Origin of the sequence: Burkholderia sola, from assembly GCF_905400185.1 — a bacterium.
Taxonomy (GTDB): Bacteria; Pseudomonadota; Gammaproteobacteria; order Burkholderiales; family Burkholderiaceae; genus Burkholderia; species Burkholderia sola.
In genome coordinates, this window is record NZ_FR989677.1 from 527,808 (window position 1) to 553,971 (window position 26,164).

At 67.0% G+C, this 26,164-nt stretch carries 27 protein-coding genes; 12 read left to right on the forward strand and 15 right to left on the reverse strand.

Annotation, left to right across the window (positions count from 1 at the left end; all coding sequences use genetic code 11):
• Positions 1 to 51: 51 nt before the first annotated feature.
• From KR541_RS32410 to KR541_RS32420, 3 genes are all read right to left on the reverse strand, one after another.
• Positions 52 to 375 (reverse strand): hypothetical protein, encoded by a 324-nt coding sequence (locus KR541_RS32410; RefSeq protein WP_050015283.1) that lies wholly within the window; start codon positions 373 to 375, stop codon positions 52 to 54.
• A 121-nt stretch (positions 376 to 496) separates the two neighbouring features.
• On the reverse strand, positions 497 to 859 hold the full coding sequence (locus tag KR541_RS32415; RefSeq protein ID WP_124630135.1) for a DnaJ-like protein C-terminal domain-containing protein: 363 nt from the start codon (positions 857 to 859) through the stop codon (positions 497 to 499).
• A gap of 490 nt (positions 860 to 1,349) precedes the next feature.
• Entirely contained in the window at positions 1,350 to 1,736 is a 387-nt protein-coding gene (locus KR541_RS32420) for a MerR family transcriptional regulator (RefSeq protein WP_216090081.1), read from the reverse strand.
• A gap of 86 nt (positions 1,737 to 1,822) precedes the next feature.
• Between KR541_RS32420 and KR541_RS32425 the strand changes: the two genes are divergently transcribed.
• Together KR541_RS32425 and KR541_RS32430 are read left to right on the forward strand one after the other, a co-directional pair.
• On the forward strand, positions 1,823 to 2,731 hold the full coding sequence (locus tag KR541_RS32425) for an alpha/beta fold hydrolase (RefSeq protein WP_089490036.1): 909 nt from the start codon (positions 1,823 to 1,825) through the stop codon (positions 2,729 to 2,731).
• Positions 2,732 to 3,059: 328 nt separating this feature from the next.
• Positions 3,060 to 4,487: an MFS transporter gene (locus KR541_RS32430; protein WP_089490035.1), complete on the forward strand. Its 1,428-nt coding sequence runs from the start codon at positions 3,060 to 3,062 to the stop codon at positions 4,485 to 4,487.
• 125 nt (positions 4,488 to 4,612) lie between these two features.
• On the opposite strand, the gene KR541_RS32435 is transcribed toward KR541_RS32430, so the two are convergent.
• Positions 4,613 to 6,013, reverse strand: a complete 1,401-nt coding sequence (locus KR541_RS32435; RefSeq protein WP_089490034.1) for an LLM class flavin-dependent oxidoreductase — start codon at positions 6,011 to 6,013, stop codon at positions 4,613 to 4,615.
• On the reverse strand, positions 6,010 to 7,281 hold the full coding sequence (locus tag KR541_RS32440; RefSeq protein ID WP_050015272.1) for an acyl-CoA dehydrogenase family protein: 1,272 nt from the start codon (positions 7,279 to 7,281) through the stop codon (positions 6,010 to 6,012). The genes KR541_RS32435 and KR541_RS32440 overlap by 4 nt, the downstream gene beginning before the upstream one ends.
• A gap of 293 nt (positions 7,282 to 7,574) precedes the next feature.
• Between KR541_RS32440 and KR541_RS32445 the strand changes: the two genes are divergently transcribed.
• The 5 genes from KR541_RS32445 (at position 7,575) to KR541_RS32465 (ending at position 11,421) form a co-directional block, all read left to right on the forward strand.
• On the forward strand, positions 7,575 to 8,813 hold the full coding sequence (locus KR541_RS32445; protein ID WP_050015271.1) for an SfnB family sulfur acquisition oxidoreductase: 1,239 nt from the start codon (positions 7,575 to 7,577) through the stop codon (positions 8,811 to 8,813).
• A gap of 258 nt (positions 8,814 to 9,071) precedes the next feature.
• Positions 9,072 to 9,539 carry a hypothetical protein gene (locus KR541_RS32450; RefSeq protein ID WP_050015269.1) on the forward strand — a complete coding sequence of 156 codons (468 nt, stop codon included), beginning with the start codon at positions 9,072 to 9,074 and terminating at the stop codon, positions 9,537 to 9,539.
• Between the two features lie 129 nt (positions 9,540 to 9,668).
• Complete coding sequence (locus KR541_RS32455; RefSeq protein WP_050015267.1) at positions 9,669 to 10,142, forward strand: universal stress protein; 474 nt, start codon at positions 9,669 to 9,671, stop codon at positions 10,140 to 10,142.
• Between the two features lie 51 nt (positions 10,143 to 10,193).
• Positions 10,194 to 10,469: a DUF1488 family protein gene (locus KR541_RS32460; RefSeq protein WP_050015265.1), complete on the forward strand. Its 276-nt coding sequence runs from the start codon at positions 10,194 to 10,196 to the stop codon at positions 10,467 to 10,469.
• Positions 10,470 to 10,770: 301 nt separating this feature from the next.
• Complete coding sequence (locus KR541_RS32465) at positions 10,771 to 11,421, forward strand: BON domain-containing protein (RefSeq protein WP_050015409.1); 651 nt, start codon at positions 10,771 to 10,773, stop codon at positions 11,419 to 11,421.
• A gap of 73 nt (positions 11,422 to 11,494) precedes the next feature.
• Here the strand turns inward: KR541_RS32465 and KR541_RS32470 are convergent, their stop codons facing one another.
• The 5 genes from KR541_RS32470 to KR541_RS32490 all read right to left on the reverse strand — a co-directional run bounded on the left by KR541_RS32470 (position 11,495) and on the right by KR541_RS32490 (position 16,143).
• A complete protein-coding gene (locus KR541_RS32470; RefSeq protein ID WP_089490031.1) occupies positions 11,495 to 13,261 on the reverse strand; it encodes a SulP family inorganic anion transporter in 1,767 nt (588 codons plus the stop codon).
• A 108-nt stretch (positions 13,262 to 13,369) separates the two neighbouring features.
• Positions 13,370 to 13,594, reverse strand: a complete 225-nt coding sequence (locus KR541_RS32475) for a hypothetical protein (protein ID WP_050015261.1) — start codon at positions 13,592 to 13,594, stop codon at positions 13,370 to 13,372.
• A 138-nt stretch (positions 13,595 to 13,732) separates the two neighbouring features.
• A complete protein-coding gene (locus KR541_RS32480) occupies positions 13,733 to 14,722 on the reverse strand; it encodes an LOG family protein (protein ID WP_050015259.1) in 990 nt (329 codons plus the stop codon).
• Between the two features lie 22 nt (positions 14,723 to 14,744).
• Positions 14,745 to 15,080: a c-type cytochrome gene (locus tag KR541_RS32485; RefSeq protein ID WP_050015257.1), complete on the reverse strand. Its 336-nt coding sequence runs from the start codon at positions 15,078 to 15,080 to the stop codon at positions 14,745 to 14,747.
• Positions 15,081 to 15,141: 61 nt separating this feature from the next.
• Positions 15,142 to 16,143, reverse strand: a complete 1,002-nt coding sequence (locus tag KR541_RS32490; RefSeq protein ID WP_050015256.1) for an Acg family FMN-binding oxidoreductase — start codon at positions 16,141 to 16,143, stop codon at positions 15,142 to 15,144.
• A gap of 171 nt (positions 16,144 to 16,314) precedes the next feature.
• Here KR541_RS32490 and KR541_RS32495 point away from each other — a divergent pair, with 171 nt between their 5' ends.
• Entirely contained in the window at positions 16,315 to 17,304 is a 990-nt protein-coding gene (locus tag KR541_RS32495) for a zinc-dependent alcohol dehydrogenase family protein (protein WP_050015254.1), read from the forward strand.
• A gap of 26 nt (positions 17,305 to 17,330) precedes the next feature.
• On the opposite strand, the gene fnr is transcribed toward KR541_RS32495, so the two are convergent.
• The 3 genes from fnr to KR541_RS32510 all read right to left on the reverse strand — a co-directional run bounded on the left by fnr (position 17,331) and on the right by KR541_RS32510 (position 20,235).
• Positions 17,331 to 18,104: a fumarate/nitrate reduction transcriptional regulator Fnr gene (fnr, locus tag KR541_RS32500; protein ID WP_050015252.1), complete on the reverse strand. Its 774-nt coding sequence runs from the start codon at positions 18,102 to 18,104 to the stop codon at positions 17,331 to 17,333.
• Between the two features lie 300 nt (positions 18,105 to 18,404).
• A complete protein-coding gene (locus KR541_RS32505) occupies positions 18,405 to 19,052 on the reverse strand; it encodes a response regulator (RefSeq protein WP_089490178.1) in 648 nt (215 codons plus the stop codon).
• A 349-nt stretch (positions 19,053 to 19,401) separates the two neighbouring features.
• Positions 19,402 to 20,235 (reverse strand): universal stress protein, encoded by an 834-nt coding sequence (locus KR541_RS32510; RefSeq protein ID WP_124714479.1) that lies wholly within the window; start codon positions 20,233 to 20,235, stop codon positions 19,402 to 19,404.
• Positions 20,236 to 20,324: 89 nt separating this feature from the next.
• On the opposite strand from KR541_RS32510, the gene KR541_RS32515 reads away from it, so the two are divergent.
• Positions 20,325 to 21,377, forward strand: coding sequence for an RNA-guided endonuclease InsQ/TnpB family protein (locus KR541_RS32515; protein ID WP_216090082.1), 1,053 nt, complete (start codon positions 20,325 to 20,327; stop codon positions 21,375 to 21,377).
• A gap of 13 nt (positions 21,378 to 21,390) precedes the next feature.
• Here KR541_RS32515 and KR541_RS32520 read toward each other — a convergent pair whose 3' ends face one another.
• Together KR541_RS32520 and KR541_RS32525 are read right to left on the reverse strand one after the other, a co-directional pair.
• Positions 21,391 to 21,894: a universal stress protein gene (locus tag KR541_RS32520; protein WP_050016723.1), complete on the reverse strand. Its 504-nt coding sequence runs from the start codon at positions 21,892 to 21,894 to the stop codon at positions 21,391 to 21,393.
• Positions 21,895 to 22,040: 146 nt separating this feature from the next.
• Positions 22,041 to 22,880 (reverse strand): universal stress protein, encoded by an 840-nt coding sequence (locus KR541_RS32525; RefSeq protein ID WP_050016725.1) that lies wholly within the window; start codon positions 22,878 to 22,880, stop codon positions 22,041 to 22,043.
• A gap of 188 nt (positions 22,881 to 23,068) precedes the next feature.
• Here KR541_RS32525 and KR541_RS32530 point away from each other — a divergent pair, with 188 nt between their 5' ends.
• The 3 genes from KR541_RS32530 to KR541_RS32540 are packed head-to-tail and all read left to right on the forward strand — an operon-like array spanning position 23,069 to position 26,158.
• Entirely contained in the window at positions 23,069 to 23,605 is a 537-nt protein-coding gene (locus KR541_RS32530; protein WP_050016727.1) for a hypothetical protein, read from the forward strand.
• Positions 23,595 to 24,341, forward strand: a complete 747-nt coding sequence (locus KR541_RS32535) for a beta-ketoacyl-ACP reductase (RefSeq protein WP_050016729.1) — start codon at positions 23,595 to 23,597, stop codon at positions 24,339 to 24,341. The genes KR541_RS32530 and KR541_RS32535 overlap by 11 nt, the downstream gene beginning before the upstream one ends.
• Complete coding sequence (locus KR541_RS32540) at positions 24,338 to 26,158, forward strand: PHA/PHB synthase family protein (protein WP_216090083.1); 1,821 nt, start codon at positions 24,338 to 24,340, stop codon at positions 26,156 to 26,158. The genes KR541_RS32535 and KR541_RS32540 overlap by 4 nt, the downstream gene beginning before the upstream one ends.
• Positions 26,159 to 26,164 lie beyond the last annotated feature (6 nt).

Sequence of the window (26,164 nt, forward strand, 5' to 3'; positions counted from 1 at the left end):
CGGACAATGGAACGACGCCGCGCATCGTGGCGATGCGGCGGCGAACGTCGCTTATTGCGCCCAGGCAATGACCGACGCGGTCAACGAGCAACTGCTCGGGTTGAGTTCGTTATTGCTGTTGTCGATCAGTTGGAGCGAGCCCGTGATGGTCACCGTCGGCGAATTGTTCTGCGTCTGGACCTGCACGCTCGCGCCTACCGTGCGCAGGTGGTGGTCGGTGCTGCCGAACGAGGCCGAGTAACTGGCCACCGACGCGCCGGCCGCAATCACGTTGGTCGGGAAGCTGTAGGTGGTCTGGGCCGTGATGACGCCCGAGTCGGACGGCGTGGCGGTGCTCACGGGAATCGAGATGTTCTGCACGTAGATGGACGGCATGAAAGACTCCTGTCGATCGGTAGGGTGGGGAAACACGCTGCGCGCGGGATGACGCGCACGGGCCGTACGGCGACTGCACGCTGCCGCGACGCGGCGACCCGTCCCGCGCGCGGAATACGGTTCAGGGCAGCGTCACGCCGTGAGAATCGTTCTCGCCGGTCACGCCCGACTGCCATTCGCTGTTGCGGGTCCAGAAGATGTACAGGTACTTGCGCTCGCCCGGCGCCGGATCGCCCCATTGATTGCTGGCGGTGAATACGCGCTGGCCGTTCTTGTAGGCCGCCGCCACCTGGGTCGTGACATCGATGGTCGAGTTGTAGACCCCGTAACCGGCATTTTCGATCGTCGTGGTACTCATTTTCATTCCTTCATCAATATGTGAAATATCGAGGCACATCTTTTTTAAAGAAATCCCGAATTTATATTGCGCGACCGGTGAAATTCGGGACTCACCGGATTTTTGAAATGAGTATTCCGCGAACATGCCGTCTCGCATTGAAACCCGACGCATGCGCGACGCGATGCGGGCGGACGACGCACGTGACGATGCCGCCCCGGTTCTATCGAAAAACCGTCGGCGGACCTGCGTGGTCGGATGGCTGAATGACGGGAATCAACCGCCAGGCGGCGGTTTGCTGGTAGCGGACATGGATGTGGCCCCCGTTCGGATCACGTCTGTTTTACTTCTTCGTCTTGCATTTCGCCGACGCGCATTTCTTGCATGCCGATGCAAATGCAACTCTCAGTCCTGTTGTTTTTTCGTGCTGCGATTGCGTATTGCGTCGAGTGCAATGGGAGTAAATACCACGCGATTCGGCATGTCAAGGATGCGCTTATAAAAAGCGTTTGTAATCGACCGTCATTGAATAGGCGCGTTTTTTGTGGTGGTGCGGCGGCCGCGTATCCTCGCGCGATCTCGGTGTGGGGGGGCCGACGGGTGAGGCGGCGCCCGAGCCGGGCTGGCGAACCGCGCGTCAATCGAGCGGCGGCACCGCGCCATCGCGCAACATCTTGACGAGCCGCGCGCGCCGCTTTTCGAGATCGGCGATCTGGCGGTCGATCGCTTCGAGGCGTGCGCGCTGGACGTCGGTGATCTGGTCGCACGACCGCGCGCCGTCGATCAGCAGCATGCAGTCCGGAAAGCCGCGAATGTCGTCGAGGGTGAAGCCGGTCGCGATCATGCGCTGAATCTGCTTGACCTGCGTCGCCGCGTTGTCGGCGAACAGGCGATAGCCGTTGGCCGCGCGCACCGACGCGAGCAGGCCGTGCTCGTCGTAGTGCCGGATCGAGCGCACGCTCGCGCCGGTGAGCTGCGCGAGTTTGCCGATGGTCAGCAGGGGCTGGGTAGGCGGGTTTTTCATGGAAAGCAGGTTAGCACGATCCGCTTGACTCTCACACCAGTGTGAGGGTTGAGACTGGGCGTCCGTTCATGCCTGGAGGAAAAATCGTGACGACCCGAGTGCTGATCCGCTGGCTGATGGCCGTGATCTGGTGGGCGACGCCGTTCGCCCTGGCGTACGACGCGGCCGCCGCGCCGCTGAGCTATACCGTGACGTCTGCGGATGGCGTGAAGCTGGCCGTGCAGGAAAGCGGCGACCCCGACGGCGTGCCGGTCATCCTGATCCACGGCCTGCTCGGCAGCCGGCTGAACTGGGACGCGCAGGTCCGGAGCCCCGACCTGCGCGGATTCCGGATCATCACGTACGACCTGCGCGGCCACGGGCTGTCGGACAAGCCGCTCGGCGCGCAACCGTATCGCGACGGAACCCGCTGGGGCGACGATCTCGCCGCTGTCATCGACGGCGCGCATGCGCGCAAACCCGTCGTGGTCGGCTGGTCGCTCGGCGGCGTGGTGATCTCGAACTACCTCGCCAAATACGGCGATCGCGCGATCGCGGGCGCCGTGTATGTCGATGGCGTGGTCGAGCTTGCGCCGGGCCAGATCGTCGATCATCCGGACGTGTACCGGGACATGAATGCGCCGGACCTGAAAACGCATCTCGATGGCGAGCGTACGTTCGTCGGTCTGTGCTTCAACCGTCGGCCGGATGCCGTGACGTTCGAGCGCTTGCTCGCGAACGCAGCGATGGCGTCGTGGGACATGCAAAAGACGATTCCGACGATGTCGGTGTTCGCCGCCGCGGGGCTCGGCAATGCGCGTGTGCCGCTGCTCTTCATCTACGGCGGCCGCGACGCGCTGGTCGATACGCACGCGACGCTGGCTCGCGCGGCCGAGTTGAATCCGCGCATTGCCAGCAAGGTGTACGCGGAGTCGGGGCACGCGCCGTTCATCGAGGAAGCCGAGCGGTTCAATCGCGATCTGGCCGCGTTCGTGCGGTCGGCGTCTGCGCAATGAAGTCGTGTGCCGCGCGGGCCGGCGAGGCGGGGCCGGCGTGACCGGCTAATGTAACGAAGCGCGGGACGATCCGTTAGCGAAGGCATTCGCGATTGCACATGCGTGCCGCTGCCAAGCGCCGCCCGCGCAACTTTATGACGCACGCCGATTAATTTATCGGTTTATATCGCTTGGGATTGCCGGACCGGAGGAACAGAATTTCCGCTGCCGGAACCCGGCGACAGCGGCGCCGCGTTCGTTCGACGCCGCGATGGTCGCGCAGGCACTTGCCCGGTTCCCGGCTTCACGACGACCTTGCCATGCATTCGGCATCAAACTAAGGAATCCGATGAGTTCGATCGATCTGAGCCCGGTCACGCCGGTTTCTTCTCCCATCCGCTCGGCCAGCGACGTCGCGCGCCTGATCAATACGGTGGACAGTTCGGTCAGCCACGCACGGATGATCGTGCTGCTGGCGCTCGGCGGCGTGTTTCTCGACGCGTACGACCTGACGACGCTGTCGTACGGCATCGACGACGTCGCGCGCGAATTCGGGCTGACGCCCGCGCTGACCGGGCTGGTCGGTTCGGCGATCATGATCGGCACGATCTTCGGCAGCCTGATCGGCGGCTGGCTGACCGACCGGATCGGCCGCTACCAGGTGTTCATGGCCGACATGCTGTTCTTCGTGGTCGCGGCGATCGCGGCCGGGCTCGCGCCGAATGTCTGGGTGCTGATCGCCGCGCGCTTCGTGATGGGGCTCGGCGTCGGCATCGACCTGCCCGTCGCGATGGCGTTTCTTGCCGAATTCTCGAAGTTCAACGGCCGCGGCAACAAGGCGTCGCGGCTCGCTGCGTGGTGCCCGATGTGGTACGTCGCGTCGTCGGTGTGCTTCCTGTTGATCTTCGGCCTGTATTTCCTGCTGCCGGCCGAGCATGCGGGCTGGCTGTGGCGCGCATCGCTGATTTTCGGCGCGGTGCCGGCGCTCGTCATCATCCTGTTCCGCAACCGCTTCATGAACGAGTCGCCGCTGTGGGCCGCGAATCAGGGCGACCTGGCCAATGCCGCGCGCATCCTGCGCGAGTCGTACGGCATCCACGCGCATGAAGCGGACGATGCGCGACGCGAGCCGAGCCCGCCGCCCGTGCGGATTCGCGTGCTGTTCCAGCGTCCGTATCTGGGGCGCACGATCGTCGCCAGCGTGATGAACCTGTGCATCCCGTTCGAATACACGGCGATCGCGTTCTTCCTGCCGTCGATCCTGTCGCAATTCCTCGGTGCGGGCGTGTTCGAGACGATCGCGGCATCGCTCGCATTGAACGTGCTGTTCGCGTTCACCGGCGGCTTGCTCGGCATGCGTCTCGCATATCGGTATGCGTCGCGTCATGTCGCGATCGCGGGGTTCGCGCTGCAAACGGTCGCGCTCGTCGCGCTGGCGCTCGCAGGCCATCCGCACGGGGCGATCGCGGTCGGCGTCGTGTTGCTGATGCTCGGTACGTGGTTGTTCGCCGAAGGCTTCGGCCCCGGCGCACAGATGATGATCTATCCGACGCTGTCGTATCCGGCCGCGATTCGCGGCACCGGCGTCGGCTTCGGGCGGTCGTTGTGCGGCATCGGCCAGGCGCTGGCGCTGTTCGTGCTGCCGATCCTGCAGGCCCGTCTCGGCACCGACATGTTCTGGGTCGTCGCGATCAGTGCGGTCACGCCGATCGTGTTTCTGCTGATCGTGCGGTACGAACCGACGGCGCATGACGTCGACGACGAAAGCGTGGCGTAAGCGCCGAGGGGGCGTTTACCGCCCCCTCGGAAAACACGAACGGCTTCGTCGAATCGCACGAAGCCGTTTGTACTGAAGCCGGTCGCCGCGCGAATGCGGACAGACCGGCTTCGATATATGACGCGTCAAGCGCTGACCGCTTCCCGCTCGGCCGCGCGCTTGACCTGTTCGATATCGCGAAACTGCGCGGCCGGATGTTCGTCCGGCAACCGCGCCGAGCCGCCGAACAGTTTTTCGCGCAGCGTGCCCGGCGCATACGCGGTCGGATACGCGCCACGGCGCTGCAGTTCGGGCACGAGATAGCGCACGACGTCCTCGAAGGTTTCATGCGCGACCGCATACGCGAGATTGAAGCCGTCCACGTCGGTCGCGGCGACCCATTCCTGCAGGATGTCCGCGACGGTCGCCGCCGACCCGACGAACACCGGGCCCATCCCGCCGATGCCGCCCCACGCCGCCAGCGCCTCGATCGTCCACGCGGTGTCGCCGCCCGACAGGTGTTCGACCGCGGACACGATTGCATTCGTTTCGACGCGCCTGACGGGATCGGTCGGCGCGTACTGGCCGAAGTCGATGCCGGTCCAGCCCGACATGAACACCAGCGAGCCGTCGTACGACACATAGCGGCGATACTCGTCGAACTTGGCCTGCGCCTTCTCGTCGGTCTCGTCGACGATCACCGTGACGAGGTTGTAGATCAGCACCTTCGCCGGATCGCGCCCGGCTGCCGCGGCCTGTGCACGCACGTCGGCCACGTAGCGCGCGAGCTGGTCGCGGGTCGGCGCGGCGACGAACACGCATTCGGCGTGCTGCGCGGCGAACGCCTTGCCGGGGCCCGACGCGCCGGCCTGGAACAGCACCGGCGTGCGCTGCGGCGACGGCTCGCACAGGTGATAGCCGGGCACGTCGAAGAAGCGGCCCTTGTGGCCGATCTCGTGCACTTTCTCCGGATGCGTGAACACACGGCCGTCGCGATCGCGCACCACCGCGCCATCTTCCCAGCTGCCCTCGAACAGCTTGTACAGCACCTCGACGTATTCGGCCGCGACCGCATAGCGGTCGTCGTGCGTGCGCAGCCCGTGATCGCCGACGTTCTTCGCGCCGCTCTCCAGGTACGACGTGACGATATTCCACGCGAGCCGGCCCTTCGTGTGATGGTCGGCGGTCGACAGCCGGCGCGCGAACGTGTATGGGTGCTCGAACGTCGTCGACGCGGTGATGCCGATGCCGAGATGCTCGGTCGCCATCGCGATCGGCGCGGCCAGTTGCAGCGGATCGTTGACCGGGATCTGCGCGGCCTGGTGCAGCGCGTGATAGTTGCTGCCCTTGTACACGTCGTAATAGCCGATCACGTCCGCGATGAAGATCGCATCGAAGATCCCGCGTTCGAGCACGCGCGCGAGGTCGGTCCAGTAGTCGAGATCCTTGTACTGCCACGAGCGGTCGCGCGGATGCGCCCACAGGCCGGGAGATTGATGGCCCACGCAATTCATCTCGAATGCGTTGAAGCGAATGGTCTTGCTCATTGCGCGACCCTCGTTTCCGCTGCGGCGTCGGTATTGGCGCCCGCACCGCTGCCCACGCGCCAGACGAACGGCGGCGTACGGCCGTTGATGATCCAGTCGCCGACGATGCGCGCCTTGTACACGAGCGGGTTGTGCGACGACACCGTGCGCGCGTTGCGCCAGTGGCGATCGAGCGCGGTCGTGCTGCGGGTCGCGGATGCGCCGAGCGCGTCGAACAGGCGCGTCGCCGCGCGCAGCACGAGTTCGGACACGACGAGCTGGCTCTGCGCGGATTCGATTTCGGCCGCGACGTTCGCGGCCTGCTCGGCCGCTTCGTCGACGCCGAAGCGCGCTTCGTACGCGTGCTGAAGCGGCTGCGCGGCGCGCAGCGCGAGCGCGTCGGCCGCGTATGCCCATGACGCGATCTCGCCGATCACCTGCTGCAGCTGGGCGTCGTCGCCGGCACGCTGCGCATTGCCGTGGCTGTAGACGCGCGTGCGGTTGCGCACGAGCTCGCCCGCATCGTGCACGATCGCGTGGCCGATACCGGCCAGCGTCGCGACGTGGAACAACTGGTAGAACGCGGTCTGGTATTTGAAGCGGCGTGCGAAATCGATCACGTTGTCCGCGTCGACCGCCGCATTCTCGAAACGCGTCGTGCCGCTGCCGGTGGTGGTCTGGCCGAAGCCGTCCCAGTCGTCGTCGCGGATCACGCCGGGCTGCGCGGTCGCGACGGCGACGATCACGTCGCTGCCGTCGTGCGCGCGCTGCGCGAACACGTCGATCCAGTCGGCGAACAGGCTGCCGGTGCTGTAGAACTTCCGGCCGTTCAGCACGAGCCGGCCGTTCTGCTCCGACACCTTCGTGACGGTCTGGCCGAGCGGTACGTCGCCGGCTTCCGACCACGCATTGCCGACGAGCTGGCCGCTCGCGAAGCGGTCGAACCAGGTCGTGCGCTGCGGCCCGGGCGTCGCGTTCAGCCAGTCCTCGACGAACGCGAAATGCCCGCGTAACGCCTGCGGCAAATTGGAATCGGCGGCGGCGAGCTCGGTCAGCAGCCGGAACAACTGCGGCAGCGATGCGCCTGCGCCGCCGGCGCTTGCCGGCAGCCGGATCGCGCCAAAGCCTGCCGACTTCAGCCAGCCGATCGCCTCGTGGGGTAGTTCGCGGTTGCGTTCGCGCTCGGCGGCGCCGGCGGCGATACGCTCGAAGATCGGCCGGAACCGGCTCGCGAGCGCGTCGTAATCGGTACCGGTGGAAAGGTCGGGAGCTGCGTGCGACGAAGTCATGCGGATTTCCTCGAAGGGCGGGGCCGTGTGCGCCGGGAGCCCAGTATAGGAAGCGCGATGCAAGCGTTCCAATAACGGATTCTCGGATCGTTATCGTCGCTGCGTATTACCGAGACCCGCGCGGGGACGTATCGACGTTCTCGCGTCCATTGCGACGTCGAAGCGCCGATTCACCTGCATCCATTGCGACGTCGTTTGTTCTCCAAAGGAATATCGTTTCGAGAATCGCTCGGTTTTCCGGTCCGCGCGGCGCTGCTAGATTGACTGCTTTCGCCATTCGACAGGAGAACCCGATGTCAGACACGAGCGCGACGATTCAGGATCGGCCGGCCGAAGCACAACCACAGCTGGCCCGTGTGATTGCGGATGATGCGGAAGCGATCGCGGTCGCGCATGCGCTGGCGCAACGTCTCGCGCAAGGGGCCGCCGAGCGCGATCGAGAACGCCGGCTGCCGCGTGAGGAAATCGAATGGTTCTCGCAGTCGGGGCTGTGGGCGATCACGGTGCCGAAGGCGTACGGCGGCGCAGGCGTGTCGCACGTGACGCTCACCGAGGTGATCAAGATCGTCGCCGCGGCCGATGCGTCGCTCGGGCAGCTTCCGCAGAATCATTTCGGGCTGATCGACGTGATCACGCTCGTCGGCACCGACGCGCAGAAGCGTCATTTCTTCGCCGAAGTGCTGAGCGGCAAGCGGTTCGGCAACGGATTCTCGGAGAAGGGCACGAAGCACGTGCTCGACCTGAAGACGCGCGTGCGGCGCGACGGCGACGACTATGTGGTCGACGGCACGAAGTTCTATTCGACCGGCGCGCTGTTCGCGCACTACGTGCCGGTGCTCGGGCTCGACGACGCGCAGCAGGCCTGGCTCGCGTACGTGCCGCAACCGACGCCGGGGCTGACCGTGATCGACGACTGGTCGGGATTCGGGCAGCGCACGACCGCGAGCGGCACGGTCGTGCTCGACGCGGTGCGCATCCCCGCGTCGCACGTGCTGCCCGCGCAGCGCGTGTCGGACGTGCCGACGCTCAACGGCCCGCTGTCGCAGATCATCCAGGCGGCGATCGACGCGGGCATCGCGAAGGCGGCGATCGACGATACGCTCGCGTTCGTGCGGACCCGCACGCGGCCGTGGGTCGACAGTGGCGTCGAGCGGGCGGTGGACGATCCGCTGACGATCCGCGAAATCGGCCGGCTGCATATCCAGCTGCATGCGGCCGACGCGTTGCTCGAACGCGCGGCGCGCACGCTCGACGAGATCGCGGCAAAGGGTGACGTGACCGAAGACGACGTCGCGCGGGCGTCCGTCGCGGTCGGCGAAGCGAAGGTGCTGACGACCGAGGTCGCGTTGCTCGCCGGCGAGAAGCTGTTCGAGCTGGCCGGCACGCAGTCGACGCTCGCCGAGCACAACCTCGACCGGCATTGGCGCAATGCGCGCACGCATACGCTGCACGACCCGGTGCGCTGGAAATATCACCTCGTCGGCAATTACTACCTGAACGGCGCGCGCCCGGCGCGGCATGCGTGGAATTGAACAGTCCGCGGCAAGCGAGGCGGGCGCCGAGGATCGGTGACGCGCCCATGCCACGGGCTGCGCCGCGCCGCTCAAGCCAGCGGATCGTCAAAAGTATGTTCTCGTGGCGACGAAGGCGACGTCCGCGATGTGCACCGCACGACGGCGATTGACGCAGGTCAACCGCATTCGCGCCGCCGGCAATACAGTGGACTCCGGCGCTTGCATGACGCGGCGCCCGATGGCGCGCGCAAGTCGCCGCGTGATGAGGCATGGGCAATGAAACATCCGACGTGGGCGATCGGGGCTGCGCTCGCGCTGGGCGCTTGCGCCGGTATGAGCCAGGAGGCGGCGTTCCGGTCGACCGAGACGCAATTGCTGGCGGCACGAGAGGCTGCAGCGCTGCACTGTTCGACGGCACCCGAATGCGACCGTGCATGGCAGCTCGCACGGCGCTACGTCGACGCACGTTCGTCGACCCGTATCACGCGATTCAGTGAGGACCGGATCGAAACCGCGCAACCGCATTTCGCCGGAGAAGTCTATCTGTGGGCATCGCGCACGGCATCGGGCGACGGCGGCGCGGTGATTCGGCTCAAGGCGATGTGCAAGGGCATGTACGGCACCGACGGCGGCCCCGGCTGGCAATACGATGCATGCGTGTCGAAGATTCTTGAAATCGAGCGGGGCTTCGCGGCGTACGAGCGCCCGCCGGACACGCCGGCGCTGCCGGTCGACCCTCGCTAATCGGCGCCGTCCGCGCCGGCGCATACCGCTTCGAACCGTTGACTTCGGTCAACGCAGGTTTCCGGCGAGCGCTGATGATGAAACAACGCCGAACGTCACCGGCGCGTCCAGTCATCCAGCGAGGTAGGTATGTACACGAACATCATGGTCGCCGTGGACGGCAGTCCTTCGTCGAGTCAGGCGCTTGAAGAGGGCCTGAAGGTTGCCCGGTCCTGCGGCGCGCGCGTGTTCGCCGTTTTCGTCGTCGACCAATCGCTTCTGATCACGTACGCCGGACGCATGAACCCGGATGCGCTGCTCGACGAAGTCCGGCGCGATGGCGCGGCGGTGCTGCGAAGCGCGGAACGGGCCATCTCGCATGCGGCCGTCAACGGCGATACCGAAATCGTCGAGACCGAACCCGGCCAGGATATCGCTGAACGGCTGCAACGCTATGTCGTCGAACGGTCGATCGATCTCGCGGTGGTCGGCACGCACGGCCGGCGCGGCGTCCGTCGGCTGGTCCTCGGCAGCGTAGCCGAACGCTTTCTGCGCGGATCGCGTTGCCCGGTCCTGCTCGTACGCGGCGACGATGCCGCGCCTGCTGCCGTCGCGGCAGCCTAGGGTCGCCGCGCCCGATACCGGGTCGGCCCGCCATCTGCCCAAGGGATCGTCATGCCGATAACTTTTCCTTCCGAACCGCCGACGTATTGCGGCCAGGACCCGGCGCTGGCCTTTCCGGCCGTGGTCGAAGGCCGCCGCGTGCGCTGCGTGATCACCGCGGAAGCGCTGGAAGACCACTTCCGGGCGGCATCGTCGCGCGAACAGGATCTCGTCGATGCATTCGCACGCCATCGCCCCGCGATCGAACGCGCGGCGCGCTGCCTGCTCGAGGAGATGGACGGCAGGCCGATCCTGCTTCACAGCGGATTTTTCCGGTTCTGTACCTGATCGCGCCGGGTCGTCGACGCGTATCAAGCGCGTGACGGTGCGAGCGGATACGCCGATTTCTGAAGCGTCCTTCGTCCTTCGTCCGTTGTGCGACACGCGATGTCGCGCGAGTCCGATCCGCATCGGGGCGCCGCGCTGGCGGGACGAAAGCGCGGGCCGCGTGCCCGCCATTCGACGAAGTGCGAACCCGGCGGCGACTGCAACGCATCCGTTGACCTGCATCAGCAACGGGCGGCCGCGTGTGTGCAAATCTGGTCGTGTATGGCGGACAAGCGCGCCGCGGCTCTCGGGAGTACAGATGATGAAAACCGACAAGCAGTTGAAGCAGGACGTTCAGGACGAACTGGAATCCGACCCGGCAATCGATGCGACACGAATCGGTGTCGAGGTCTCCGACCGGATCGTGACGCTTTCGGGTCACCCGCCGAGCTATGCGGAGAAACTCGCGATCGAGCGCGCGGCGAACCGCGTGGCCGGTGTCAAGGCGCTCGTCGTCGACATGACCGTGCATCTGCCGAACGACGACATCCGTACCGACGAGGACATCGCGAATGCCGTGCGCTCGGTGCTGCACTGGACGGTCGGGCTGCATGACGACGCGGTCAAGGTGCAGGTCGAACACGGCTGGATCACGCTGTCCGGCAAGGTCGAATGGGCCTACCAGAGCCATCTGGCCGTGCGCGCGATCTCGCAGATGCGCAGCGTGACCGGCGTGACCGACCACATCGTCGTGCAGGGGGCGGTCGGCTCGGCCGACATCGGCGGCAACATCAAGCGCGCGATCATGCGCCACGCGGAGCGCGAGGCGAAACACATCGCGGTCGAGGTGCGCGACGGCACCGTTCGGTTGTCCGGCAAGGTCGGCTCGTTCTCCGAACGCAAGGCCGTGCGCGGCGCGGCGTGGTCGGCGCGTGGCGTGCGCGCCGTCGTCGACGACCTGGTCGTCGAGTAAGGCCGGCGGACTGAAGTCGGCCGCTCCTCCCGGCCGGATGCGATACGCGCGGCGGCCGCCCGTCTTCAAGCGTCTAGCCGCCCTTCCTTTTCCGCGCGGGCGGCGATGACGCCGGGCGCATGCGGTGTTCGCCCGCGCCCGCGTGCTCGCCTTTCCGCTGGACGTGATGCGCCACGGCATCGGTCACGGTCGGAAAGAAGCTGGCCGCACCGAACACATCGAACAGCCCGTAGGCGCGCAGGCGATCCTTCACCGGCCCCTTCATTTCCGCGAAGTTCAACGCGATGCGTTGCTCGCGGAGTTCTTCGCACAGCGCGACGAGCCGGTCTGCCGCGCTGACGTCGATATCGGTGACGGGCTCCGCGGCGACGACGATACGCGCGACCGGGCATGCCGAGCGCGCGATTGCCGCGTGCAGATGCTCGCAGAAGATCTCGACGTTCGCATAGAAGAGCGGTGCGTCCCAGCGGAACAGCACGAGGCCCGGGATTTGCACGGCGTCCGGATGGCGTGTGATGTCGTGATAGCCGCGCACGCCTGACAGCCGACCAAGCACGGCATCGTACGGGTGCCAGGCACGCCACACGAACGACAGCAGCGACAGCGCGCTGGCGAGCAGGATGCCGGGAACGACACCCACGCTGATCACGCCGGCAAGGCACAGGACCGAAATCAGGCATTCGCCGCGGCGCATCCGGTACAGCCGGACGACGCTGCGGACGTCGGCGATGCCGAACGCCGCGTAGATCACGACTCCGGCCAGCGCCGCGCGCGGGACGACCGTCAGCAGCGTCGGCGCGGCAATGAGCAGTATCGCGATGCATGCGGCCGCGACGAGATGGGCGACCTGGCTCTGCGCGCCGGCGGCGATCGCCACCGGCGTGCGGGACGCGCTGCTGCTGACCGCGCAGCCCTGCGTCACGCCCGCCAGCAGATTCGCCGCGCCCAATGCGATCAGTTCCTGGTTGCGGTCCGGCGTGTCGCCCGCACGCACGGAAAGCGCACGCGACAGCATGCTGATGTCGGCGAACGACACCAGCGCCACGGCGATCGCACCGGACGCGAGCGCGCTCAGGTCGGCGAGCGAGACAGCCGGAAGGTGCGGGGTGGGCGCACCGGCCGGCAAGGCGCCGACCGTGGCGATGCCGTGCAACGGCAACACGCGTGCGGCCAGGGTCGCCGCGAGCACGGCGATCAATACGCCGGGCCAGCGAGGTATCACGCGCTTCATCAGGAAAATGGCCGCCAGAACACCGACACCGAGCAGGCAGGCAGTGGGTGAAAACCGGCGGTCGACGAGGGCATGCACGATGTACGGGACGCTGGCGAACACGTCGCCGCCCGATGCGGTCATGCCGAACAGCTCGGGCAGGCGGCCGATGGCGAGCGTGATCGCAATGCCGTTCAGATACCCGTACTGGATCGGGCGCGACAGCAGGTCGGTGACGAAGCCGAGGCCGAGCGTACCGAGCAGGACGCAGATCGTACCGGCCGCCAGCGCCAGTGCGCCGGCAAGCGCGATGGCCCGCTGCGGATCATGGCCGGCGAGCGGCGCGATCGCGCCGGCGATCAGCGCGGCCAATGCCGAATCGGGGCCCAGGACGAGGATGCGGCTCGGGCCGAGTACCGCATAGGCGAGCAATGCCGCGATCGACGCATACAGTCCGGTGACGGCCGGCAGGCCGGCCGCCTGCGCGTAGCTCATGCCGACCGGAACCAGCACGGCGGAAAGCGCGATGCCCGCATAGAGATCGCGCGGTAACCATGCACGCCGGTAGTTCGCGAGCAGCGCCACACCCGGGAACATGCGTGCGATGCGTCCGGAACGGGGCAGGTTCATCGCCGCTTCATCCAGCGGATATCCGGTAAAAAGGAACTGATCGATCCGACAGGTGCAGGTTCATCGGCATGGGTGCAGCGCGCGGCACGGAAACGACCGCGCCCGGCTTCATGCAGCCTTGAGCGCCGAAAGTTGGAGCGCCTGCGCGAAACGGGCCAGCGTGGCGATCGATCCCGTCACGCTTTCGTACCGCTCCCGTCCGATCTGGCCGTCGAGGATCACGAGCATGCCGGCGTCGCGGGCGAGGGCGACCAATGCCAGCGTGTCGAGCGCGGCTGCATCGGACCGACCGGACGGATTGCCTGAATCGGCAAGCTGGGTAGCGTGTGACATGACGTCTCTCCTGATGGCCCGCGATCGGTGTGCCGGGAGCCGTGATCCGTGATTTCAGTATCGTCGGCGCGCATGCGCGATTCAATCGGCGTGTCCCGAAGTTGTAGTAGGAATCGAGCGGCGGCCGTCGGCGGATTCCTACACGGCGGACGGCTTCGGTGAAGGGCTTCGTCGGGCCGGCCGCTTGGCGCGGCACCGTGCGTACCACGATCCGATCGCATGCCAGATGTCGGCGGCCGATTCGCAGTAGGTGAACAGTTCGAGGTCGCGGCGGTCGATCATCCCTTCGTCCGCGAGAAACGCCAGATCGACGGCGCGCCGCCAGTACGCTTCGCCGACCAGGACGACCGGCAGCGGCGCGATCTTGCGTGTCTGCAGCAGCGTCAGTACTTCGAACAGTTCGTCGAACGTGCCGTATCCGCCGGGGAAAAACACGGCGGCCTTGGCGCGCTCGAGCAGGTGAAGCTTGCGAATCGCGAAGTAGTGGAACCGGAAGCACAGATCCGGCGTGATGTACGGATTCGGCGCCTGTTCGCGCGGCAGCTCGATATTGAAGCCGATGCTCGGCGCGCCGCGCTCATAGGCGCCGCGATTGGCGGCCTCCATGATGCCGGGGCCGCCGCCCGTGACGATCGCGAGGCGCGCGGTACGCGTGCGCCGGTCGGCATGGCCGACGATACGGCCGAATTCGCGTGCGACCCGGTAGTACGCGCTGTGCTCGACAAGACGGCTGGCGACCGCGACGGCCCGACGCCGGCCCGGGTCACGCGGGCGCAGCGCGAGCAGGCGGTTCGCTTCGTCGAGCCGAGCGTTCGCGACAGCGGGGGCGACGATGCGCGTGCTGCCGTAGATCACGACGGCATGGCCGATTCGCTCATGTTGCAGGCGCGCCTCGGCTTTCCAGTAGTCGAGTTGCAGCCGGATCCCGCGCATGGTCGCGCGTTGCAGCAACGTCGTGTCCGCGTCGCCGGGCGTGCAGTTCGGATGGCTGGCGAGATGCCGCGCCCGACGAGACGGCCGCGGGATGTCGTCGAGGCTGGCGGTCGCTTCGGGCCGGACGCGTATCCGCTTGCCGTGCGCGCCGCCGCGCGCGGTGCCGGCGGGAACGCGTTTGACTATCGTGGGCATGAGCGGGAAGGCAGTGGCACGGTCACTGACTCAGCACCCATTGGACGAGCTGATGGGCGTCGTCGGCAGAGAGCGGCCCGCCGCGATCGATGGCGGACGGCATCGGCGTGTCGCCCCAATGCGTGGGGCCGCCGACGCGCAACTTGCGCTCCAGCTCGGCGGCCGCGTGCGGATCGCCGCGGTAGCGCGTGGCGATATCGTGGAACGACGGCCCGAGGAACGTCATGTCGGGCGTGTGGCAGAACATGCAGTGCTGCGCGTTGACGAGCTCGGTCGGTTCGGGCACGGTCGTTTGCGCGGCCGCCGTGCCGGCAATGGCCGCGATCAGAAGGAAAGCGAAGCAACGCGTGATGTTCATGGTTTTTCTCGTCCGGATCGGCAGGCGCGCAGCGCGCCGCCGGTTGCGCTCAGGCGATCACTCACGAGATCACTTCGCCGAGCGGGCGACGGGGCGAATGCGGCGTGTGCGGGCCGCGGCCGACTCGCAGCAGCAACTGCGGCTCGCCGCGCAGCCCGAGCGTCCGGCCGAGGTCGGCACGCAGCGCGGCCGTCTCGATCGGCTGGTTCAGGTACGACGCCGTATAGCCCGCGCGCGCCGCGACGAGCAGGATTCGCTCCAGCGCCTGGCCCGCGGCCAGCCACGCTTCGCGATCGTCGCGCACGGTCGACAGGCAGACGATCAACGGCGACGCGCCGACGAGCTGGTGATGGAGCGCGGCCAGCCCGTTGCCGAGATCGAACGTCCGCACCGCCATCGTCACGACAGGCGCCGCGAAGTCCAGCAGCGTCGGTACGCCGGCCGCGAATGCCGGCATGCCGTCGACGCGCCGGCGCGGATCGATCCAGCTCGCCAGTTCGCGCCGGAAGCGCGGATCGGCGAACTGCTGCTGGTCGGCCTGCGCAACCAGTTCGGCGACCCGTGCGCGATGCGCGATCGAGTCGATGCACGCGACCTCGGCGCCTTCCGCGACGCCGGCCGCGATCAGCTCGCGCTGAATCTCGTCGGGCACCGCGGTGGATTCGAACGGCGCGCGCGTCGTGACGCGCGCCTGGATTGCGTCGAACAGCCCGCCGAGAGACCGATCGGAATAGCCGTCGTCGCAGACCCGGACCAGCGCAAGGAGATCGGGGTCGACCTCGGACGGAAACGTGCTGATCGTGTGGGCGAGGCCGGCGTGATCGAGCGCGACGCGCAGATTGAGCAATGCCGCGCCGCAACTGATGATCAGTTCGCGGTCGAACGGATCGACCACGGGCAATGCGCGGACCCGGTCCGCGCAGACGGCGATCGTGGCGCCGTTGACGATGAACCGCCACGGCTGGGAATTGTGGCTGGACGGGGCCAGCACCGCGTACGCCAACAGCGACTTCAATTGATCGTCGACATGGGCGCTTGCGGCAAGCGGGGGAACGGACATCATTGATCATCTCCTGGCACGCCGCGCGGGCGACGTCATGCCATCTCATCGTGTCAGCAACCGTCCGGCAGCCGTTGACCCACATCAAGCGCCCGTCACCGGGCCATGCACGCGCGATGCGCCGGGGTTAGTCTTGGACAGCGAAGCACGAAGACGATCGGCCGGGAGGTGAGCATGCTTGCGATGATGTTTGACGGCACGACACCGCATTTGCGCGAGGCGCGCGTGCCGGATCCGCGGCCGGCGCCGGGCCAGTTGTTGATCGACGTGCATGCATGCGGTGTCTGTCGAACCGATCTGCACGTCGTCGACGGCGAGCTCGCGCACCCGAAGCTGCCGCTGGTGCCGGGGCACGAAATCGTCGGAACGGTGCGCGTGCTCGGCGATGGCGTGACGGGGTTCTCCGTCGGCGACCGGGTGGGGGTTCCCTGGCTCGGTTCGACATGCGGGCATTGCGCGTATTGCACGTCGGGCCGCGAGAACCTGTGCGACAGCCCGGGTTTCACGGGCTATACGATCGACGGCGGCTACGCCGAGTGCGCGGTCGCCGACCACCGGTATTGCGTGCACCTGCCGCAACGCTATTCAGATCTCGAGGCCGCGCCGCTGCTGTGCGCCGGCCTGATCGGCTATCGAACCTTGCGCATGGCCGGCGATGCGCGTCGCATCGGCATCTACGGTTTCGGCGCGGCCGCTCATCTCGTCGCGCAGGTCGCGCGTTTCGAGGGGCGCAAGGTGTTCGCGCTGACGAAGCCCGGCGATACCGCGGCCCAGCAGCTCGCGCTGTCGCTCGGCGCCGCGTGGGCCGGCGGCAGCGACGAAACGCCGCCGGAAACACTCGACGCCGCGCTCATTTTTGCGCCCGCGGGCGCGCTGGTGCCGGCCGCGCTGCGCGCCGTGGGCAAAGGCGGGATCGTCGTATGCGGCGGCATTCACATGAGCGATATCCCGAGCTTTCCGTACGCGTGGCTGTGGGGCGAGCGCCGGATCGCGTCGGTCGCCAACCTGACGCGTGCGGATGCGGCCGAATTCATGCGGATCGCCGCTGCGATGCCGCTGCGGGTCGAAGCCGTGCGCTACGCGCTGACCGATGCGAATCGCGCACTCGACGATCTGCGCAGCGGGCGCGTGTCCGGCGCCGCCGTGCTCGGCATGCGCGATTGATCCCGCCCGGTATCCGCGCGTTCTGCTCAGATGCGCCCGAGGCCTTCCGGATCCACGATGCGGATCTGCTTGCCTTGCGCGGCGACGAGCCCGTTGCGTTGGAACTTCGACAGCATCCGGCTGACCGTTTCGAGCTTCATCCCGAGATATTCGCCGATCTCGTCGCGCGTCATCCGCAGCACGAATTCGGCGGCCGAGTAACCGCGCGCCTTGAAGCGGGTGGAAAGGTTCAGCAGGAAGGCGGCCACGCGCTGCTCGGCGGTCATCGTGCCGAGCAGCACCATCTGCGCCGATTCGCGGACGATTTCGCCGCTCATCATCTGATAGACGTGATGCTGCATCGGCCGCACTTCGCGACACATCTGCTCGAGCTGGCCGAACGGGATGATGCAGACCGTGCTGTCCTCGAGCGCGATCGCGTCGCCGTTGTGCCGCCCGGTGTGCACGCCGTCGAGCCCGAGCGCTTCGCCGACGATCTGGAAGCCGGTGATCTGCTCGTCGCCGTCGCGATGCATCATCACGGTCTTGAACGACCCGGTTCTGACCGCATAGATGCTGTGGAACGCGTCGTCCGCGCGAAACAGCGTTTCACCGCGTTTGACGTGGCGCGTCGTGCAGATCATCGCGTCCACCCGGGCGAACTCGTCGGGCGTCATTTCCCGCGGCATGCAAACGGTGCGCAGCGTGCAGGACGAGCAGCGCGACGACGTGCGCTTCGGCTGGTCCGTCCGCGTGACGGGATGCAGCGGAATGAACGGGCGCGACGGCGCCGTCGTCGGGATGTCGGCATGGCTCTGCATGATCTGCTCCGGTTGGGGCGGCAGCGGGTCGCACCGTCGCGGTTGCGCTGGCCGTCGTACAGGCGGACACGAACGTCGCCGCCTGGTTGGTCGAATCGGCGCCCATCGGATCGGCGGGCCGGCAGCCGTCGCGACGGGACGGCAAGGCCGGGCAGCTCCGGAAGGCACGCCGGTGTGTTGTTGTTGATCGGAGTATGGACAGCCGAGCGCTTGATTGAAATCAGCGGAAATTGAAGATGCGGTAGGTGTTAGGGAAGGTTTGTAGGACGATTCCTACAAGGGTGCGGCAGGTTGTCGCGGTCAGAGTTCGTCCGGGTCGTCGAACAGCCGGTGGCGCATCGCGTACCGGACGAGCGCCGTATCGTTGGCCATCTGCATCTTCTCGAGGATTCGCGTCTTGTAGGTGCTCACGGTCTTGACGCTGACGCACAACGCCTGCGCGATCTCGGAAATGGACTCGCCGGACGTCACGCGTCGGAACACGTCGAACTCGCGGTCGGACAAGCGTTGATGCGGCAACAGGTCGGTCGGCTCGTTGAGGCTTTGCGCGAATTGCTCCGCCATCGACAGGCTGACGTACACGCCGCCGCCGGCAATTTTCGTCAGCGCGGCCACCAGCTCCGCGCTCGCGCTTTCCTTGGTCATGTAGCCCGATGCGCCGGCGCGGAACGCGCGCACCGCATATTGCTGCTCGGCGTGCATCGTCAACACCAGGATGTGCAGGGCCGGTTTCTCGTCCTTGATCTGCTTGATGAGTTCGATGCCGTTGCGGCCGGGCATCGACAGGTCGAGCACCAGCACCTCGGCCTCGGTGCCGCGCGTCAGCGCGATCGTCGATGCACTGTCGCTTGCTTCTCCCGCCACGACGAAATCGTGGGCGTTCTGCAGGATGTGCCGCAGGCCGTCCCTGACGAGCGTGTGATCGTCAGCAATGAGTACCCGGATCATGGCGTGCATCCTTTGCCGGTTTGCGCGGGGCACGCGCCCGCCGGCGTTCGTCGATCCGGCTCCGACCGGAATGTTGCAATCGCCCGATTCTGAACGGTGGACATGATGACTGCCGTCGATGAACGGACGATGTCTCTTCAAAGGGTCGCATCAAAAGCGTCTCCGATGCGCCGCAATTGTGCGCGTTTCGCCGGTATTCGCCAATCGGGCCGGATGCGGACGCGTGCTGCATCGCAGGCTTGACTGGCGTCGGCCGGACGATATGCGTCGGGCCTACGGGCAGAACGCTGATGCGGCCGTCTCGTGACGAGGCGGGCAGCCGTAACCAGGCAGCCCGAACCTCGCCGGTTCAGTGAGACAGCAGCACCGGCACCGTCATCGTCTCGAGGATCGTGCGCGTCGCGCCGCCCAGCACGCGCTCGTGGGCGCGGGTATGGCTGTACAGGCCCATGACGAGCAGGTCCGCATGCACGTCGGTCACCCGGTTCAGCAGCGTCCCGCCCACGCCGACCGACCGCTCGCGCGGCGTCGTCGAGAACGACGCGCGAACGCCGTGTCGTTCGAGATACGCGGCGACGTCGACGCCGGCCGGCGTCCGGTCCGGATCGGGTTGCCCGCGGACGACCGTCTCGACGTTGACGAAGCGTGCGCGGGCGAGCAGCGGCAGCGCGTCGGCCATCGCGCGCGCGGCCTCGCGCCCGCCGTCCCAGCCGATCAGCACGTTCTCGCCGAACGTGCGCACGTCGCCGGCATACGGCACGACGATCGCCGGACGGCCGCTGCCGATCACGACATCCTCGACGAAATGGCGCGCCACGTAGGTCATGCGGTCGTCGGGATCCTCCTGGCCGAGCACCAGCAGATCGGCGTGACGGGCGTGCAGGATCGCGGCATCGATCGCATTGCCGGCCGGCGCCTGCCATTCGACGCTGCGTCCGGCGCGTTCGGCGGCCGTCAGGAAGCGTTCTTCCGCCTCCTTGCGCCGCTGCTCGCACAGGCGCTCGTAGACGGCCAGCTTCAGCGGTTCGTCGGGCCGGCGCAATGGTTCGAGGAGATCCTGGCAGACCAGGTAGAGGCCGATCAAATGCGCGTTCCAGCGTCCCGCGAGCTGGAGCGCGAGGTCGACGCGCGTCGCGCAGCGATCGCTGTCGTCGAGATGAACAAGCAGGGTCTTGTAGCTCATCAGTTGCTCCGAGAAACCCCGTCCTTCAGGACGGGGAGGAAAGGATTGCTGTTGACAGGCAGCTTTTCCCAGGGGTTAGGATCACCTGCATGATCCTTGTCTACCGCTACCGGGTGAAATCGCTCAACGGACTGCTCAACAAGCAGAGCCGCGCGGTGAACTACGTCTGGAATTTCTGCAACGACACGCAGAAGCACGCGCTCAAGTGGGGCAAGAAGTGGCCGACAGGATTCGACCTGAACGTATTGACGACCGGCAGCAGCAAGAAACTCGGTATTCACTCCGGCACGGTCAACGCGACGTGCGAGCAATACGCGAAGTCGCGCAGTCAGCACCGTCGGCCTTACGTGCGCTATCGCGGCAGGAAATCGCTCGGCTGGGTGCCGCTGAAGGGCCGTGACCTGAAGCGCGAGGGTGACGCGTTCCGTTTCGCCGGCAACATGTTTCGCGTGTTCAACAGCCGGCCGCTTCCCGAAGGCAAGATCAAGGATGGGACCAACTTTGCGCAGGATGCACGCGGCAACTGGTTTCTCAACATTGTGATCGAGATGCCGGATGTTCCGGCCCGACCTATCCGTTCCGGTGTGGGCATCGATCTCGGCCTGAAAGACTTCGCCGCACTTTCGACCGGCGAGAAGCTGCCCAATGACCCGTTCGGTCGACGCGCGGCGGAAAAGCTCGCGAAAGCGCAACGAGCGCGAAAGCACAAGCGGCATATCGCGAAGCTGCACGCGAAGATCGCCAATGCCCGTGCCGACTTCCAGCACAAGCTCGCGCTCGATCTGGTGCGGCGTTTCGATTACATCGCGGTCGGCAACGTGTCGGCCGCGAAGCTCGCCAGGACCAGGATGGCGAAGAGCGTCTACGATGCATCCTGGTCGTCCTTCCGGGACAAGCTTCGTTACAAAGCGATCGCGCACGGGGCCACGCTCGAGGAAGTCGACGAAAGCGGTTCTACCCAGTCCTGTTCGGCGTGCGGGTCGCAAGCCAGCACGACGCGGCCGAAAGGTATCGCGGGACTGCGAATAAGAGAATGGGCCTGCAGTGACTGTGGTGCCGAGCATGATCGAGATACCAACGCTGCGTTGAACATTCTCCGATGCGGACGTGCATCGCCAGGTGTGGGAATCCTCTCCCTTTAGGGAGAAGAGGACGTCAAGATGGCTCCTTTTCGGTGGAAGCGGCCGTGACGTCGGCGGATGCCTTCGCCGCGCAGCTCGCCGGAATCATCAGGACCGGGCATCTGGCCAGGCGCAGCACGCGTTCGGCCACGCTGCCGAGGAACAGGCGCCGAAAGCCGCGCCGGCCATGCGTGCCCATCACGATCAGATCGGCGTCGATCTCGCCCGCGACGCCGACGATCCGGTGCGGGATGTCTTCGCCTGCCGGCGCGACGTTGGAAATCTGCGGCGTGCCGGCCACGTCGCGCGCCTGCATGCGCCGCGCGGCGTCCTCGGTCACGCGCAATCCTTCTTCACGGAACGAATCGACCAGGATCGACGGATCGTATCCGACCATGTCGTAGGCCGGCGCCAGGAAATCGACGACGTAGACGGGTGTCAGCCGCGCACCCGTTTCCGCCGCGAGCGCCAGCGCGGCGTCGAGTGCACGGGACGACGTGTCGCTGCCGTCGAGTGCCACCAGAATGTTCGAGTACATGGCATTTCCCTTGAACGGATGTGGATGAAACCATCATCGGCGCGTGCACGCCGATGGCGCTGATCTGGATCAAGCGTCCCGGTTGCCGCGCAGCCCGCCCGCCGCGGTGCGATTCACGCGTCGTTGGTCGATGCGCGTCGGGCGGCTCAGTGCGACATCAGCACCGGCAGCGTCATCGACGCGAGCACCGTGCGCGTGGCCCCGCCCATCAACAGCTCGCGCCAGCGCGGATGGCCGTACGCGCCCATGACGAGCAGGTCGGAACCCGTGTCATACGTGCGCGACAGCAGCGTGTCGCCGACGGACGAGCCGGCGCCGGCGTCGATGTCGAGCACGTTCACGTCGTGCGCATGGCGCGCCAGCATCAGCGCGGCATCGGCGGCTGGAATCCGCGTGGCCGCGGCCTCCGAATGGCCGTCGACCACGGCGACGACCGTCGTGCGTTTCGCGTGTTCGAGAAAGGGCAGCGCGTCGTGCGCGGCGCGGGACGCTTCGCGGCTGCCGTCCCATGCGACGAAGACCCGTTCGCCGACCGACGGGAATTCTCCGGTGTACGGCCAGAACAGCACCGGGCGGCCGGCGGTCAACACGAGATTTTCCGGAAACTGGTCGTCGATATAGGTCTCGGGATCGTTCGGGTCGCTCTGGCCGGCAATCACCAGATCGGCGAGACGGGCGGCGCGCGGGACGGCCACGTTCGCGCGCTCGTCGGTGCGAATCCAGGTTGCCGGCACCTTGGCGCGCGCCGTTTCCGCATGGAACAGACGTTCCAGCGCGGCCATCCGCTCGTCGCGCCGTTCGCGGTGCGCGCGGAAATAGTCGGCGGAACCGGCCATCACGTAGAACGAATGCGGCTCGGGCGTGTAGATCGCGAACAGCCCGGTGAGATGCGCACCGAAGCGCCGGGCGAGACGCAACGCGAACTCGAGACGCGAATGCGCGCGGGTGCTCGTATCGAGGTGCACGACCATGCTTTTGTAGCTCATCGGAATCGCTCCATCGACGGGTGATCCGCCAGTGCAATCCAGTCTACGAAGCAGGGTTTCCACGCGGTTGACTCAGATCAACGGGGGCCGTGCGCGATACCCGCACAGTGAAGCGGTCGAGACGCCGAGGCCGGGCAGGCGGCGCGACGCGGATGCGAACCCATTGATCCGATCGAAAGGGGAAGCCGATGAGTAGCGATGCTTTGACGACACCGAACGGCGCTTGGCGCGCGAGCTGCGATCTCGCGTTGCGCATGGTCGCGCTGAACCGCGACTGGCAACACGAATGGCATGCGCTGGCAGGGCGGCGCATCGAGCGCGACCGCACCGCGGTGCGCCGCCTGCAGCAGGCGCTGGCGGAAACGAACGAGTGGACGGCCTTCGCCGAGGCCGGCCGGCAGGTGACGAGCGACTACGCGATCGCGAGCGTCGAGATCTGGCAGGACGCCGCCGAGCTGTGCATGCGTGCGCAATTCGAGCATGCCAGTGCGTGGCGTACCTGGTTGCGCGAATACGGCTCGGGCGCGCTGACGCGTTATCAGACCGACTGGTTGCCTGACCTCGAGCGACTCGCGGTGGTCAACGAAGCCAGCATGCCGTGGGCCGACTGGATGGCCGCGCTGGAGCGCGGGATCGAGGAAGCGGGCGGCGCGACGAACGGGGCGCTCGCGGCGCGCCGCCTGAACGGCATCGCAGGCGAACGGGAGCACGATCATGTCCGCTAAGCGCGTCGCGTTCGTCACCGGCGGGATGGGCGGGCTCGGCGCCGCGATCGGCCGTCGCCTGCACGACGCCGGCATGACGGTGGCGGTGTCGTACACGGAACACAACGACCACGTCGCGACGTGGCTCGCGCACGAGCGCGACGCGGGCCGCACGTTTCATGCGTTCGAAGTGGACGTGGCCGACTACGATTCGTGCCAGCACTGCGCGGCACGCGTGCTCGCCGAATTCGGGCGCGTCGATGTGCTCGTGAACAACGCCGGCATCACGCACGACGCCACCTTCGTGAAGATGACGAAGAGCATGTGGGACGCGGTGCTGCGCACTAATCTCGACAGCATGTTCAACATGACGAAGCCGTTCGTGCCGGGCATGATCGACGCCGGTTTCGGGCGGATCGTGAACATCGGCTCCGTCAACGGTTCGAGAGGCGCGTACGGGCAAGCCAACTACGCGGCCGCGAAGGCCGGCATCCACGGCTTCACGAAAACGCTCGCGCTCGAACTCGCGCGGCATGGCGTGACGGTCAACACGGTGTCGCCCGGCTATCTGGCGACCGCGATGCTCGAGTCGGTGCCGAAGGCGGTGCTCGACGCGAAGATCCTGCCGCAGATTCCGGCCGGGCGGCTCGGCGACCCCGACGAGATCGCCGCGTTCGTCGCGCTCCTGTGCTCCGACGCCGGTGCGTTCGCCACCGGCGCGGAATTCGACGTCAACGGCGGAATGTACCTGCGATGAACGCGTCCGTGCTGCGCGCGGCGCTCGCGCCGGCATCGCTGCCGACGCCGGGCGACGACGGGCATGCGCCGGCGGCGACGCGATGCGCGCCTTCCCCGATGAGCGCTGCCGAACAGTGGAACCGTGCCGCGCACGCGAACGTGGCCGCGCTGACGTTCGGGCTGTCGCCGGTGTCGCTGGCGCTGGCGATGCTCGACTGGGGCGCGCATCTGGCGGTGGCGCCGGGCAAAGGCTTCGAGCTCGCCGCACAGGCGTGGTTGGGCGCCGTGGCGCCGACGGCAAGCGGGCGCGACGGCGAGGCCGACGATGCGGAGTCGAGCGGCCTGGCCGTGCACGCCGGGGGCGCCGATCCGCGCTTCGCCGCGCCCGCATGGGGCGGCTGGCCGTTTCGCGCGTATCGAGACGGCTTCCTGTCGATCCAGCGCTGGTGGCGCGACGCGACCCGCGGTGTGCCGGGCGTCGAACGCCATCATGAGGAACTGGTCGGATTCGCCGCCCGCCAGTGGCTCGACGCCTGTTCGCCGGGCAATTTCCTGGCGACCAATCCGGTCGTGCTCGACGCGACGATGCGCAGCGGCGGCGCGAACCTCGCGGCGGGCTTGCGGCATTGGCTGGACGACGCGAACGCGTTCGTCGAGCGGGCGAGCGGCACGCAGGCCCACGATGCGCGCACCTACCTGCCGGGTCGCGACGTGGCGATCACGCCGGGTCGCGTCGTCTGGCGCAACGCGCTGTGCGAGCTACTGCAATACGCGCCGACGACGGCCCGCGTGGCGCGCGAGCCGATCCTGATCGTGCCGTCGTGGATCATGAAGTACTACATCCTCGATCTGCAGCCGCACAATTCGCTGATCCGCTTCCTGGTCGATGCGGGCTATACGGTGTTCGCGGTGTCGTGGCGCAACCCCGGCGCGGAATCGCGCGACCTCGGGCTCGACGACTATCTGCGCGACGGCTGCATCGCGGCGCTCGACGCCGCCCGGTCGATCGGCGGCGAAGCGGTCCACGCGGTCGGCTATTGTCTGGGCGGCACGCTGCTGGCGATCGCCGCGGCGGCGCTGGCGCGCGACGGCAAGCAGTACGACGCGCTGCGCTCGGTCACGTTGCTCGCGGCCCAGACCGATTTCAGCGAACCCGGCGAACTCGGCCTGTTCATCGATGCGAGCGAGCTGTCCGCGCTCGACGCGCTGATGTGGCGGCAAGGCTACCTGGACGGTGCGCAAATGTCCGCCGCGTTCGAACTGCTGAACGCGCGCGACCTGATCTGGTCGCGGATGATGAGCGAATACCTGCTCGGCACGCGCACGAAGCCCAACGACCTGATGTCGTGGAATGCGGATACCACGCGCATGCCGTACCGCATGCATTCGGAATACCTGACGCGACTTTTTCTCGACAACGATCTGGCGGCCGGCCGCTACTGCGTCGACGGGCGGCCTGTCGCGCTGTCGGATATCGACGTGCCGACGTTCGTGGTCGGCACCGAGCGCGATCACGTGTCGCCCTGGCGGTCCGTCTACAAGCTCCATCTGCTCACGCACCATGCGCTGACCTTTGTGCTGACGTCGGGCGGGCACAACGCGGGCATCGTGTCCGAACCGGGCCATCCGGGACGCCACTATCGGTGCGCGACGCGCGAACCCGGGGTGGCTTACCGCAGCCCGCACGACTTCGTGCGCGATACGCCGGCGGTCGACGGATCGTGGTGGACAGGCTGGCGCGACTGGTTGCACGCGCGCTCGTCGGGCGACGTGCCGGCCCGTACGCCGCCCGACGGCTTCGCGGCGGCGCCCGGCGCCTACGTACTCGAAACATGAATGGAG